We start from the raw sequence: 14103 nt of genomic DNA on the forward strand, positions 1-14103 counted from the left end.
TTTTCGTCAAGCCGCATGCGCTTGCCTGCCTCACATTCGCGCTATTTGACCGATAAAGCGACGAGTTTTTCTACAATTTGCTTGCGAATCTCACCCAATCGGACCTGCTTTCCCGCCAGCCAAGGAAGCGGTCTCAATAGTCCCATCGCTTTGATACCGAGTCTTGCTGTGAGTATGCCAACCCCAAGTCCTTGCCCCGCACGCGCAGACAAGCGACCTGCTAAGTCCATCGACATCAAGTCGATACTGGCATCGACCGCTAATTCACTCGCTCCCGCCGCGGCCATATTGACTAAGGTGGCTTTAAACAGCGTCAGCCGAGACCAATAGCCCAGCTCCACACCGTAGACCGCCGCTAGCTTGTCCACCATCTTGAAATTTCGCCACGCGACCAAGGCCATATCTGCGATCGCCAATGGGCTGATCGCCACTAAAGCCGCGGACTCTGTGGCATGTTGAGTGACAATCGCTTTGGCGCGTCGGTCTTGCTCTGCGATGACCAACGCATCAAACAGTTCTAGAATCTCAGCGTCGCTGTGAGATTGGGTCACCGCCTCTTGCCAGCGCTGAAAATCAAGGCTCTTGTCATCAAGACCACTTTGCTTGGCCAACTGCTCACAAAACGCCTTCGCTTGGCCAACACTGTTGGCCTTCAACAGAGCTTGGCTTTGTTCTTGTACGCAAAAATGGTGACGCAAGCGGCGCAGTTTCCATAACTCTTTCCCCAGCGCTGTTACACCAAGGCCGGCCAACGCGGCGACAAATCCAGTCCAGCCTAATGTCAGCCAATCCCCCGCTTGAATTGCACTGTAGAGTGAATCGACCGCTTGCCAGCCCACCAATCCAGCAAAGGCCGTAAGCAGCACGGTTACCCAACGACTGGTGCGTTTTTTCGGTCGCAAGTTTTCTAGCTTCTCAATGGCCTCATCCGCTTCCACCTCATCATCAATGCTCACTGGCGCGAAGGACTCTTGGGACGAGAAGGCCTGCTTGAGAGTCAAGTCGTCCGCCTGTGACTGCGCCTCCCCTTGCCACTGCGTGTCCTCATTGGGCGTGGACACAAAGACCTGCTTTTTCTTCAAGCGAGGTTCACTGTGGTGCTCTTCATGCTGACTCATTTCAATTTATCTCCCAGCAAAAACTGCAGAACTTTGTCCATTCGGATGTGAGGTAGTGGCGCATCGATCTGCGCTTTTTGCGGTCTAAATTCCGTGAACTCAAAACCGTGCTGCTGCCAATAGCTGGCACCGGGCAGTTTTCTCGGCACTTCGCCGGGATAAATGGTTTGCGGCTCACCGCCAAGGTCGACACCTCTTAGTGCAGGGTAAGACGTCCCCGCTTTGGTCACAAAGCCCGGTTGGGTTGCCTGCACGGAAGCAATGGAGAGGCACTGCATCTCGATATTCTCAAACGTGGTGGCTTGCCATGCTGGGTAAACCATCTGGCCCAGCAGTGAAACCAAGTGTGGGTGCTGATCGGGCGTCACATGATCGGCTTTGGTGGCGGCAAACAAAATCTTGTCGATGGTAGGTGAGAACAAACGCCGCAACAGGTGGCTTTTCCCATAGCGAAAACTGCCCATCAGTTGCTCTAACGCGCCGCGCATATCATGAAAGGCGTCAGCGCCCGCGTTGAGCGGCTGCAAACAATCCACCAACACAATTTGGCGATCAAACGTTGCGAAATGGTGCTTATAAAATGCTTTGACAACCTTGGTTTGGTATTCGTGATAACGCGCTCTGAGCATCGCTAACTGGCTGTCTTTGTTGACTTGTTTCCCTTGTTCTTTCCCCACATAAGGGAAAAATTGCAATACAGGCGCCCCGGTCAAATCGCCCGGTAAAACAAATCTCCCCGGCTGTACCCAGTGCAGCCCCGCGGCTTTACAGGCATGCAAATAGTCGGTGTAGGCGGCTGACAGTGCGGCCAGTTGGTCTTCATCGGCGTCCGCTTGGGGCGAAAATTGCGCTAACTGACTAAGCCAAGGCTCGGCCAGTTGAGCTCTTTCGCCTTTCAACGCGGCAAATTGCTGCTCAGACCATTGTTCAAAATCCATCTCCAACAATGGCAAATCCAGCAGCCACTCGCCTGGATAATCAATAATATCAATATTGAGCGTTGCACTACTGCCTAGCAACTTTTTGCTTCGCTTCTTCGGTTTGTATTTAAGCGCTAAGCGAATTTCACTCACGTCACGAGTCGGTAACGGCCAATCTGGCTGCTCTGCATACAAGGCGCGCATCGCCTCATCATAGGCAAAGCGCGGCACCATGAGATTGGTTTGTGGTTCACGTCGCGCACCAATAATACGCTTTTCACGCGAGGCTTCCAGCAAGGGTAACACCTCATGGGTCGAGGCATGCAGCAGTTGATTGACGAGCGAGCTGATAAACGCGGTTTTCCCTGCACGAGATAACCCCGTGACCGCGATGCGCACATGAGAATCCATACTGCGACTGAGCAAATCTTGCATCTCTTGTGAGAGCTGTTTTATCGGCGTGGGAATGGACATGAATGGCCTCTTTTGATCATTTGTACTAAAGGTACCGACTTCAATCTTAATCAAAGATGAACAAAAAAGCCCCTGATTAAAATCAGAGGCTTAGCAAATCGTGATTGCGCTTGAGCGTCGCTTAATCGTCTTCAATCAATTTGTAGATAACAAACAAGCTAATCTCAACCAACACAAACAGCACACAGGTAATGGTGACGTATTTCTCATTGAAGATACTGATACCGTGCAGGATTAAGTCGTAGCCGATGAAGGCGCCAACAACCGCAGCGATGATCAGCTGTAAGATTTGTACAAAACGAGGCATGTGCACTCCTAATACCAGTAGACGTTAAACAAAAGGTGCGACTCATTCGCACCTTTGTCAACTGATTCCTAATGAAATCAGCGATTTCTCACACTTAAGCTTGGCTTTCCATCTCTTGGATTTTCACTTTCCAAGTGTCTGGGCCAATCTGGTGAGCGTTCACGCCATTAGAGTCGACGGCGACAGAAACGGGCATATCTTCCACTTCGAATTCGTAGATCGCTTCCATACCCAAATCTTCAAAGGCGACGACACGCGCTTTTTTGATTGCTTTCGCCACTAGGTAAGCCGCGCCGCCTACGGCCATCAAATAGACCGCTTTGTGTTTTTTGATAGATTCAACCGTTGCCGGGCCGCGTTCGGCTTTGCCTATCATGCCCATGATGCCGGTTTGTTCGAGCATCATATCGGTGAATTTATCCATTCGGGTTGAGGTGGTTGGCCCTGCAGGCCCAACGACTTCATCGCCCACCGCATCAACGGGGCCCACGTAGTAGATAAACTTACCTTTTAAGTCCACGCCTTCAGGCAAGCCTTCACCGCTCTCTAGCATCCCTTGAATGCGTTTGTGCGCCGCATCTCGGCCGGTCAGGATTTTACCTGACAACAGCACCGTTTCACCGGTTTTCCATTGCTCAATGTCTGCTTGCGTCACGGTATCTAGATTCACTCTGCGGGTGTTTTCGCCCGCTTCCCAGGTAATGTCTGGCCACTCTTCGAGTTTCGGCGGCGTCAGATCAGCAGGGCCGCTGCCATCAAGCGTAAAGTGAACGTGGCGCGTTGCGGCGCAGTTCGGGATTAGACAAACAGGCTTGGAGGCTGCATGAGTAGGCGCGGTTTTGATTTTAACGTCAACAACCGTCGTTAAGCCGCCTAAACCTTGCGCGCCGATACCTAGACGGTTCACACGGTTGAAGATGTCTAAACGAAGCTCCTCTTCTGCGTTCTGCGGGCCGCGTTCGATGAGCTCTTGAATATCAATGTGCTCCATTAATGATTCTTTCGCCAATACCGCCGCTTTTTCAGCAGTGCCACCGATACCAATGCCCAGCATACCCGGTGGACACCAACCTGCGCCCATAGTTGGCAAGGTTTTCTCTACCCACTCTGCAATATCATCGGATGGGTTGAGCATCACCATTTTGGTTTTATTTTCACTGCCGCCGCCTTTGGCCGCAATTTGAATTTCAACTTTGTCACCCGGCACCATATTGATGTGTACCACCGCTGGCGTGTTGTCTTTGGTATTAATGCGTTTACCGGCAGGGTCCATCAGTACTGAGGCGCGCAGTGGGTTGTCAGGGTTGGTATAGGCTTGGCGCACACCCTCATCGACCATTTCCTGCACCGTCATGTCGGTAGAGTCCCATTGCACGGCCATGCCGATATTGACAAAACAGGTCACAATGCCGGTGTCTTGGCAGATAGGTCGGTGCCCTTCTGCGGACATGCGCGAGTTAATTAGAATCTGAGCAATCGCGTCTTTCGCGGCTTGGCTCTCTTCCTTGTGGTAGGCTTTTTCTAGGGCTTGAACAAAGTCCAATGGGTGGTAGTAAGAGATGTACTGAAGTGCGTCAGCAACACTGCTGATCACATCCTGCTTGCGAATTACCGTCATTGCATGCCTCTTTTATCGTTATGCTTCCTTATTATAAGGCCGATAGATACGCGTTTGCTTAAGAGGAGTCGTATGACCAACGCCGTAATAGGGTCAAACGCCGATGTAGCGACCAGAGTTGCCATTATGATACTCTTGCTTTCCCTCTGATACCATGCAACGAACGATCTCTTTGTCACAAATTAAACAAATGAATAACAATGCGCCAAATGGCTTACAAATCAAACCTCTTTCTTATGATCCGCACTTAGCGACGACGCTATTTGCCCCGATTGCGTCGATGCCGTGGGCGATGTTGTTACGTTCACCGTCACGAGATCATCTCGACAGCCGTTTCGATATTCTGGTTGCCCAGCCTATTGCCACCGTCACAACGCGTGGCGATACCAGTACGGTGGTCACGCCTGAGGGGGAAATGGACAGCAAGTTAGACCCTTTTCAGCTGCTCGACGACACGCAACAGCGCTGGTTAAGTGACACAGACTACGATGGGGAACTGCCCTTTGTTGGCGGTGCATTGGGTTATTTTGCTTACGATTTGGGCCGCCGCGTGGAACAGTTACCTGTGTATGCGATGCACGATCTCACCACACCAGATATGGCCGTCGGCCTGTATCGATGGGCACTGGTGGTCGATCACTCGCAACAGAGTGCGGTTTTGGTTGGTGAAGACATCGAGGCGGCGCACCAATGGTTGTTTGCTCAATCAGAGGTATCCTCGCCGACGTTTGCGCTGCAAGCGCCGTGGCAATCGAATATGACGCCAGCGGATTACGCGCGCAAGTTTGATCAAGTGCAGCAATATCTGCGCTCGGGCGACTGTTACCAAATCAACTTGGCGCAGCGTTTTCAAGCCCCTTATCTAGGTGATGAGTGGCAAGCGTATCAAAAACTCGAAGCTGTCAATCAAGGCCCTTTTTCTGCCTTTATTCGCACCGAGCAAGGCGCGATTTTAAGTGTCTCTCCCGAGCGTTTTCTGCAACTCAATGGCGGCCAGATCGAGACCAAACCGATTAAAGGCACCCGACCACGCCACACCAACCCAGAACGCGATAAGCGCGCCGCTAACGATTTATTGCACGCGGAGAAAGATCAAGCGGAAAACCTGATGATTGTCGATCTGTTGCGCAATGATGTCGGCCGCGTCGCCGCGCCAGGCAGTGTTGCCGTTCCGAAATTGTTTGATATTGAGAGCTTCCCAGCGGTACACCATTTGGTGAGCACGATTACCGCCAGGTTGGACTCGCCATACCGTGCCAGTGATTTGCTACGTGCATGTTTTCCGGGGGGGTCCATTACCGGCGCACCCAAAGTGCGCGCGATGGAGATCATCGAAGAGTTGGAACCGCATCGCCGCAATGCTTACTGTGGCAGCATTGGCTACATCAGTCGCCACGGCCGAATGGACACCAGCATCACTATTCGTACCCTAGTGGCAGAAGGCGGCCAGATGTACGTTTGGGCAGGAGGCGGTTTGGTGGCTGACAGTCAAAATGATGCCGAATATCAAGAGACGCTCGATAAGCTCAGCCGCATTTTACCCGTGTTGAGTGCTTAACCCCACTTTTCAAGCATTAGATGTAGGTCTTTGGCAGTGTAGGGTTTGGTCAGAATGTCGTTCATCCCACTCTCGATGCAGCGCTCGCGCTCTTCGAGCGTGGTACCGGCAGTCAACGCGATAATGGGTAAAGTGTAGTTTTGATCGCGTAAATATTGCGTCGCCTCAAACCCGTCCATTTCGGGCATGCGACAATCCATGAAAATCAAATCGTAGTGACGCTGTGTGACCGCCTCGACAGCTTCCAGCCCGTTGTTGGCAATATCAGGCACAATAGCGAGCTTTTTCAACATCTGGTTGATGATCACTTGGTTCATGCGGATATCATCCACCACCAAAATGGTGAGATCGTCTAAAGGTTTTTGGTGTTTGTTCGCCTCGACTTGACCCGACGACCACTCTTCTATTGAAGCCAAGGTCAAAGGGATATGAAAAGAGAAACAACTGCCTTTGCCCGTCTCGCTGTCTGCTGCGATCTCACCACCCATCAGCTCCACGAGATTTTTCGAGATGGCGAGCCCAAGGCCAGTGCCCTCATAGTTACGTTTGGCCGTGCGGTCAGCTTGGACAAAAGGTGTAAACAGCTGATCTAACGAATCAAAATCGATCCCTATTCCCGTATCGACCACCTTAATGTGTAACTGCCCCTCTTGCCACTTCGCAGAGACACTCACCTGACCTTGTTCGGTAAACTTAACCGCGTTGCCGACTAAATTGACTAAGATTTGACTGATGCGTTCAAAGTCGCCGGTAAAGGCTTCTGGCAATTCCGTGCACTCGTCAATAATAAAACCAATGCCTTTTTCTCTCGCTCTTGGTTCAAACACACCGAGCAACATGGCTCGGATGTCCGCCCAGAGGAAGGTTTTGGGGATCAATTCCATCATCCCGGCGCTCATCTTACTGAAATCAAGAATGTCATTGATGATATGGCGCAGCAGGCCACCCGAATGGGCTAAGTTGGTGAGTAAGGTTCGCTGCTCTTCATTGAGCTCCGTTTCAGACAGCAGCTCTGCACTACCGAGCAATCCGTTAAGAGGTGTGCGCAACTCATGGTTGATCATCGCGACAAATTCCTTGGTCGCTTTCTCAGACTCCTCAGCACGTGCGCGCGCTTCTTGGTTACTGGTCATAATCAGCTGGCGACTGATGGCATTACAGAGCAGCTCCCCTACCAGCGCGATTTGGCTCTCGATAAAATCGGCCTCTATCACGCTCGGTTCTACCTCTACACAGAGTTCGCCTATCACCGCATAATCCACTTCAAGTGGCAGCCTGAGTGTCGTCTCATCCCAAACCGCATAAGGCTTGATACTCTCGAGCGTGGTTTGGCTACCTTGACCAAATTGGTCGGCGATCACCGTAGGCAATAAGTTGGGTGAAATAAACACCCCTGCACGTAAGATGACGGAAGAGGATTGAATCCGTTCTAGGAAATTGGCAATTAAGCCATCATCAAGTGTACGACTCAAAAACGCCCGACCAAAATGGATCAACGCTTCGTTGATCTGCTGCTCAAAGTCGAGCTTGCGTAAATCTTTATGGGTTTGCTTTTTGAGTTGCGCTAAGACCAATTCAAGCTGCTGATTCGCCTCATACAGCTCCAAACTTTTATTTTCGAGCAGCTTTTCTGCTTGCTTACGCGCAGCGATTTCTCGCGCTAACTTGCGCTCTAGCGGCGATGGACTATCCATAGGCTAGCCTTCAAGGACCACATGGAAACGCACGTCATCCCCCGCGCCGGTTTTGTCTTTCATTTCAATCGCCAATGTCTCACCAAAATGGCGCGCGCACCCTTCTAGTAGGCCAAGGCAAACATGCGACATACATCGGGCACTTTGATAATCAAACACCACTTCAGATTCACTTTCTGAGATAAACACAAACTTCGGAGGATTGGCTTCGGCGTAAAGCTTTTTCACCTCAATATGAATGTAGTCTTCTACCAATTTGATAAATTGCAGTGAGTTTTTACAGCCCCCCAAACTGTTAGCGTCAGGCAAGGTCGCGAACAGATTATCAAACACGCTTTGACCAAAGACGCGCTGCAAATCTTCGGGCGAAATGCCGGTTTGTTTGCTCAAAATAACAATCAACTTGACCAAATTTTTGTGATCGTAGCTGCCAACCGACGTATATATCCCGCTGTCTTGCGCTTCGTCTAAGATGGCGTCTAACTGCTCAAGACCAAATTTTTCCTCGACCAAGGCGAGAAACTCAGTGAATATAATGCCCTTCATAAAATACGCTATCCTTGCAATAACCATTACCCAATAAAGCATGATCCATAAGCGGCGGTTTTTCAAATAACGACCAAGGGCTAAGATATTGTCTGTGCTAAATAAAAATCACTTAATACAACGTTTTCAGTTTCTTCAAACCGTGGATTATCATCAGGAAGCACTGAAACGCGTCTCGCACTTCAAAGCGGAATCGCTGCGCCCAGCGTCAGTGCTGATAGGCTTTGTTGAGCGTGACAATGGCCTGCACGTGCTGTTTACTAAACGGGCCGCGCACTTAAAGCATCACCCGGGTCAGGTGAGCTTTCCGGGCGGAAAGTATGAAACGAGTGATGGCACACTGGCCCAAACAGCGCTGCGAGAGACTCAAGAAGAAATCGGTATCGACCCTAAGCGCATCGCCATTTTTGGCCAGATGCCGGAACTTGTCACCGTCAGCCGATTTACGGTCACGCCCTTTCTCGCCTTTATCGAGCCGGACTACACCCCACGCATTGACACCAATGAAGTGGCAGAAGTGTTTGAAGTGCCGCTGAACTTAGTGTTGGACCGGTCCAAATTGGTCAGTCAGCACTTTCTCGTCAACCAGAATCGACATCGAGTGTTCGGTCTCTCTTACCAACACCATTTTATCTGGGGGATGACGGCGCAGATCATTCAAGCGCTGCAAAAACATTTATCACTCCCTCGCCGATAAGTGATCTTTTTTCATCTATTCACATCAACTTTATTTATCTCGCGCAGCCAATCGTTTGCGCGAACTTCAAATTAGCTACCTTTTAGTCAGCATTAGTTTTTGTAATGATTAAAATTAGCATAAATCACCAGTGGCACGTCATTTTCGTGATGAAAAACCAATTTTGAAAACCGGCTGGTGCGACCAGACACAAAGCATGATTTAGATCTATTTTTCGTGAAACAAAATAAGGCACTATTGCACCCGACTTATTTCCTGTTCCCAAAAATGAGCATCACAACATGAATTCAACAACAACTGCGGTTAATACCGCACAATCTTCTAGTAAGTTTACTTACACCGACTTCACTTGGTGTCTCTCTTTGTTCGGTACCGCCGTCGGTGCTGGCGTTCTATTTCTACCGATCAAAGCCGGTGCGGGTGGCTTTTGGCCATTAGTTATCTTAGCGCTAATCGCAGCGCCGATGACATGGTTTGCACACAAATCACTGGCTCGCTTTGTACTCTCAGCGAAAAACCCTGACGCAGATATCACAGATACAGTAGAAGAACACTTCGGTAAGACTGGCGCAAACATCATCACTTTTGCCTACTTTTTCGCCATTTACCCTATCGTTCTTATTTACGGTGTCGGTATCACCAATACCGTTGACTCTTTCCTTGTCAACCAAATGGGTATGGAGTCGATTCCTCGCTGGTTGCTCTCTGGTGCGTTGATCGCGGCGATGACAGCGGGCGTCTTGTTCGGCAAAGAGCTGATGCTTAAAGCGACGTCCGCACTGGTCTACCCTCTCGTGTTCATCTTGCTTGCGCTCTCTTTCTATCTTATCCCTGATTGGAACGGCTCTATGATGTCTGTCGCACCAGACTGGTCATCAATGCCGTCTATCGTTTGGCTCGCGATTCCTATCATCGTGTTCTCTTTCAACCACAGCCCTGTGATCTCTCAGTTCTCTAAAGAGCAACGTCGCGTTCACGGTGACAACGCAGTGAAGAAGACCGACGCCATCACAGGCGGCGCAGCGATGATGCTGATGGGCTTCGTGATGTTCTTTGTATTCTCTGTAGTGCTCTCTCTATCTCCTGAGCAACTAGCGATGGCGAAAGAGCAAAACATCTCTGTACTCTCTTACCTTGCCAACGTGCATGAGTCTCCACTGATCTCTTACATGGGTCCTTTGGTGGCGTTTGCTGCGATTACCTCAAGCTACTTCGGTCACTTCTTGGGAGCACATGAAGGTTTAGTTGGACTTATCAAATCACGTTCACAAACGCCGGTGAGCAAAATCGAAAAAGGTTCAATGGTATTCATCGTTCTAACCACTTGGGTTGTGGCGATTGTTAACCCAAGCATCCTTGGCATGATTGAAACCATGGGCGCGCCAATGATCGCTGCCATCCTATTCTTGATGCCTGTTTTTGCTATGCAAAAAGTCCCAGCGATGGCGAAGTACAAAACTTCTGCACCTGTACAGATTTTCACAACTATCTGTGGTCTTGCAGCCATTAGTTCTGTAATCTACGGCGCGCTATAAACCGGGCTCTGATTCATCAGGACGGATAGCAAACAAATAGAATAATACTAAGCCTCCCTCTTGCTCGGGAGGCTTACTTTGAGGTAATCAATATGATTAGTGTTTTTGATATCTATAAGATCGGCGTTGGTCCTTCTAGTTCTCACACAGTCGGCCCAATGAAGGCGGGTAAAGAGTTTATTGATGACTTACGTGCAATGGGAAAATTGCGCGACATCACTAAAATCACCGTTGACGTCTATGGATCACTTTCACTGACAGGGAAAGGTCACCACACAGATATCGCCATCATCATGGGTCTTGCTGGCAACACCCCAGAGAAAGTCGATATCGACGCGATTCCAGGCTTTATCGCTCGCGTTGAAGAAACAGAACGCCTTCCTGTTGGCATGCACTGTCATACCGTCTCGTTTCCTAGAGACGGAGGAATGAACTTCCACCGTAGTAACCTCTCTTTGCATGAAAATGGTATGCAGATTCATGCTTGGATTGGTGAAGAGAAAGCCTACTCTAAAACCTATTACTCTATCGGCGGCGGTTTTATCGTTGACGAAGAAAACTTTGGTAAAGAAGAAGCCAACCCAATCAAGGTGCCTTACCCGTTCACATCAGCGGAAGAACTCGTCAATCAATGTAAAGAGAGCGGGCTATCCATCAGCACCTTGGTAATGAAAAACCAAGCGGCGATGCACTCTGATGAAGAGTCTCGCACCTACTTTGCCAACATTTGGAAAACCATGCGTGAGTGTATGGATCGCGGTATGAACACCGAAGGTATTCTTCCGGGGCCACTGCGTGTACCACGTCGTGCGGCGGCGTTGCGTCAGCAACTGTTGACCTCTGAAAAGACGACCAATGATCCTATGTCTGTGGTCGATTGGGTGAACATGTTCGCCTTTGCGGTGAATGAAGAGAACGCGGCAGGTGGTCGTGTCGTAACCGCGCCAACCAATGGTGCATGTGGCATTATCCCTGCGGTGCTCGCCTACTACGACAAGTTCATTCAAACCGTGACAGAAAAAGATTACATTCGCTACTTTGCAGCATCTGGCGCCATTGGTGGTCTGTACAAGCGTAACGCCTCGATTTCTGGTGCTGAAGTGGGTTGTCAGGGTGAAGTCGGTGTCGCCTGTTCGATGGCGGCGGCAGGCCTTGCAGAGCTGATGGGCGGTAGCCCAGAGCAAGTGTGTATGGCAGCGGAAATTGCGATGGAACACAACCTTGGCCTCACCTGTGACCCTGTTGCAGGTCAAGTTCAAGTCCCTTGTATCGAGCGCAATGGCATTGCCGCAGTGAAGTCGATTAACTCGACTCGCATGGCGCTTCGCCGCTCGTCAGCACCAACGGTATCACTGGATAAAGTGATCGAAACCATGCTGGAGACGGGGAAAGACATGAACGCCAAATATCGTGAAACCTCGCAAGGTGGTTTGGCCGTTAAAGTGATCTGCTAATCCGGTGATGTACTCACTTACCTTTGAGTCGGTTACACTCGGCCGGGTTTGAATAAAAAGGGAGCGCTGAATATCAGCGCTCCCTTTTTCGTTGGGTTAATTCAACTCGAAAATACGCATCACAACAGCACTTGTGAAGCGAGCAGTGCGCTACCAAACAGCAATGACAGCACCAGCATCAACGGCCCACCTTCTGCGGTGTAACGCTGTGGTTGAGTATCGGCCAGTCGCAGCGCATACACCATGGCAAGCGGTACAAACACCGCTAAAAACACCAAGATAATTCCGGCATAGCCCAACACCGCTAAGAATTTATCCGCCGCAAACAGCGATCCCAGAAGTGGCAAGATGAACGTCAACACATAGGTCACGACGCGGTTTTGGTGGAACATATCGCGATTCTGGTTATACAGCGCCATAGCGACACCAAAAAACGATGTCAGCAATGCCAACCCGGTAAAGAGTGACAGCAAGGTGCCGATCCAGCGGGAATGATGCTCGAAAGCAGCGATCAAATCGCCCACCCCTTTCAACTCGCCCACCTGAGTAGGGTTCAGATTCCCGACCACGGCAAACAGCCAACACAAATAGCAGAAAAGCGGTATCACCGAACCGATGATGACCATATTTCTCAATTCGCGGTCCGTCGCCTGCGAATTGTAAGCAACCAAAGAAGGGATCACGACCATAAAACCAAAGCTGGTAAAGAGTACGGCGCTGGTTTTGAACAGTTGCCAATGATTGTCATTGAGCACTCGATTTAAGTGATCAAAATGAAAATCTGGCAGCAAAAACGCGAGTGTGGTCGCGAGACACGCGATCATGACCAAGAATAAGCCGCGGTTAAGCTTATCAATCATGCCGGTTCCGGCGGCGATCACTCCACCAGCGAGAACAGTAAAACCAATCTGGCCTTGAGTAGGTGTGATAGCCAAGCCCATTGCCGCCATCAACTGACTGACCAAATCCGCTGCGCCTAAGATGTAGGCCATCAATAAACAGATGAGCAGCGCGTATAAAAGCGCGTTGGTGATCCATTGACCACTTTTTCCTAACGTGTTGCGCGCGATGGAGTTCAGGCCAAGTCCGCCACCGGATTTTAACGTTGCTTCAAGCAGTAACAAGGCGGCGTAGGTGGTACCGGCGCAGATCACGATCATCAGTAAGGTGCCAGACCAAAGACCAAATTGCGCCAATACCATAGGTATAGCGAGCATTCCGGCACCCAGTGCCGTACCCGAGATAATAAGGGAGCTTCCCAAGAGTTTTGTATTCATAACGTTGTTTTCTGTGTTAGTGCGTGTGGAGTAAATGTGCGCTTCCTAGCGCGGTGGCTAACGGTCAGAAACAATAGGAATAATGGTGTTTGACGTCGTGATATAGGGAGAAAAGTGACGATAAAGAAGCAGAATGAGAATAGAGCGAGTGAACAGGCGTGACAGCACAGTGTGGCGACCCTTCAGTCGGCTCGATAATAGGCGTAGTAATTTTAACAATCATTGAACTATCCAAGGCGATGCAGCAATCCGTGCCAGAAAAACAGCCTATCCTCTGCTGCCGTGCCCAGTTTGGGCTCAGCCCATCTTAAACATCATCCTCGTGATTGCAACGCCTGCCACGTTGAGTGATGAATTATTGGTCAGCGCAGTGCACAACACGATGAACCCAACGTCGATGGACGAGCACACAAAAAAAGCGAAGTCATCTATTCTTCGCTTTTTACACAGAATTCTTTACCAGCCACTACGCTGTGGCGATTACTCGCCTTTGTAAATACAACCGGCCGTGCAGGTCTCTTTAATTTCAACCTTGCTTAATAACGGCAGTGACGGTTTGAGCTCGTTCCAGATCCATTTCGCCAATACTTCACTGGTTGGGTTTTCCAATCCCTTGATGTCATTAAGATAGTAGTGGTCAAGGCGGTCATAAATCGGTTTAAACGCCGCTTTGATTTCCGCAAAGTCGACAACCCAACCAGTGTGAGGATCCACCTCGCCCTCGACATACAGGCGAACTAAGAAAGAATGACCATGAAGGCGACCACATTTGTGTCCTTCTGGCACATGGGGCAAGTGATGCGCGGCTTCGAACATGAATTCTTTGTATAGTTCAGTTTTCATTTTGACTCTCGGGTTTTTAAAGAGTGGCAATACTAAGGAATTAGTATAGTCGAGACAAGCGC

General features: G+C 49.9%; 12 protein-coding genes. 4 read left to right on the top strand and 8 right to left on the bottom strand.

Features of this window, described 5'->3' with window-relative positions; all coding sequences use genetic code 11:
• Nucleotides 1-41: 41 nt before the first annotated feature.
• The 4 genes from AC6R10_RS05545 to AC6R10_RS05560 all read right to left on the bottom strand — a co-directional run bounded on the left by AC6R10_RS05545 (nucleotide 42) and on the right by AC6R10_RS05560 (nucleotide 4437).
• Nucleotides 42-1118: a YcjF family protein gene (locus AC6R10_RS05545; protein WP_500671714.1), complete on the bottom strand. Its 1077-nt coding sequence runs from the start codon at nucleotides 1116-1118 to the stop codon at nucleotides 42-44.
• Nucleotides 1115-2494, bottom strand: coding sequence for a YcjX family GTP-binding protein (locus AC6R10_RS05550; RefSeq protein WP_500672012.1), 1380 nt, complete (start codon nucleotides 2492-2494; stop codon nucleotides 1115-1117). Before AC6R10_RS05550 ends, AC6R10_RS05545 begins: the two co-directional genes overlap by 4 nt.
• A 139-nt stretch (nucleotides 2495-2633) precedes the next feature.
• On the bottom strand, nucleotides 2634-2819 hold the full coding sequence (locus AC6R10_RS05555; protein ID WP_334552412.1) for a hypothetical protein: 186 nt from the start codon (nucleotides 2817-2819) through the stop codon (nucleotides 2634-2636).
• A gap of 94 nt (nucleotides 2820-2913) precedes the next feature.
• The gene (locus tag AC6R10_RS05560) at nucleotides 2914-4437 is read right to left on the bottom strand and encodes a fumarate hydratase (protein ID WP_500627585.1); all 1524 of its coding nucleotides are present in this window, start codon (nucleotides 4435-4437) and stop codon (nucleotides 2914-2916) included.
• A gap of 190 nt (nucleotides 4438-4627) precedes the next feature.
• Between AC6R10_RS05560 and pabB the strand changes: the two genes are divergently transcribed.
• Nucleotides 4628-5995: an aminodeoxychorismate synthase component 1 gene (gene pabB / locus AC6R10_RS05565; RefSeq protein WP_500672013.1), complete on the top strand. Its 1368-nt coding sequence runs from the start codon at nucleotides 4628-4630 to the stop codon at nucleotides 5993-5995.
• On the opposite strand, the gene AC6R10_RS05570 is transcribed toward pabB, so the two are convergent.
• Together AC6R10_RS05570 and AC6R10_RS05575 are read right to left on the bottom strand one after the other, a co-directional pair.
• Entirely contained in the window at nucleotides 5992-7689 is a 1698-nt protein-coding gene (locus tag AC6R10_RS05570) for an ATP-binding protein (protein WP_500671715.1), read from the bottom strand. The genes pabB and AC6R10_RS05570 overlap by 4 nt on opposite strands.
• Before the next feature lie 3 nt (nucleotides 7690-7692).
• Nucleotides 7693-8235 carry a heme NO-binding domain-containing protein gene (locus AC6R10_RS05575; protein WP_500630420.1) on the bottom strand — a complete coding sequence of 181 codons (543 nt, stop codon included), beginning with the start codon at nucleotides 8233-8235 and terminating at the stop codon, nucleotides 7693-7695.
• An 85-nt stretch (nucleotides 8236-8320) separates the two neighbouring features.
• Between AC6R10_RS05575 and AC6R10_RS05580 the strand changes: the two genes are divergently transcribed.
• From AC6R10_RS05580 to AC6R10_RS05590, 3 genes are all read left to right on the top strand, one after another.
• On the top strand, nucleotides 8321-8932 hold the full coding sequence (locus tag AC6R10_RS05580; RefSeq protein ID WP_500672014.1) for a CoA pyrophosphatase: 612 nt from the start codon (nucleotides 8321-8323) through the stop codon (nucleotides 8930-8932).
• 281 nt (nucleotides 8933-9213) lie between these two features.
• Nucleotides 9214-10467 (top strand): aromatic amino acid transport family protein, encoded by a 1254-nt coding sequence (locus AC6R10_RS05585; RefSeq protein ID WP_334552416.1) that lies wholly within the window; start codon nucleotides 9214-9216, stop codon nucleotides 10465-10467.
• Nucleotides 10468-10559: 92 nt separating this feature from the next.
• Nucleotides 10560-11921 (top strand): L-serine ammonia-lyase, encoded by a 1362-nt coding sequence (locus AC6R10_RS05590; protein WP_334552417.1) that lies wholly within the window; start codon nucleotides 10560-10562, stop codon nucleotides 11919-11921.
• Nucleotides 11922-12040: 119 nt separating this feature from the next.
• Here AC6R10_RS05590 and AC6R10_RS05595 read toward each other — a convergent pair whose 3' ends face one another.
• Nucleotides 12041-13198 carry an amino acid permease gene (locus AC6R10_RS05595; protein WP_500671716.1) on the bottom strand — a complete coding sequence of 386 codons (1158 nt, stop codon included), beginning with the start codon at nucleotides 13196-13198 and terminating at the stop codon, nucleotides 12041-12043.
• Nucleotides 13199-13678: 480 nt separating this feature from the next.
• Nucleotides 13679-14041: a 6-carboxytetrahydropterin synthase QueD gene (gene queD / locus AC6R10_RS05600; protein WP_334552419.1), complete on the bottom strand. Its 363-nt coding sequence runs from the start codon at nucleotides 14039-14041 to the stop codon at nucleotides 13679-13681.
• Nucleotides 14042-14103: the final 62 nt, after the last annotated feature.

It is taken from the genome of Vibrio sp. R12-SG2-ISO1 (assembly GCF_059834045.1).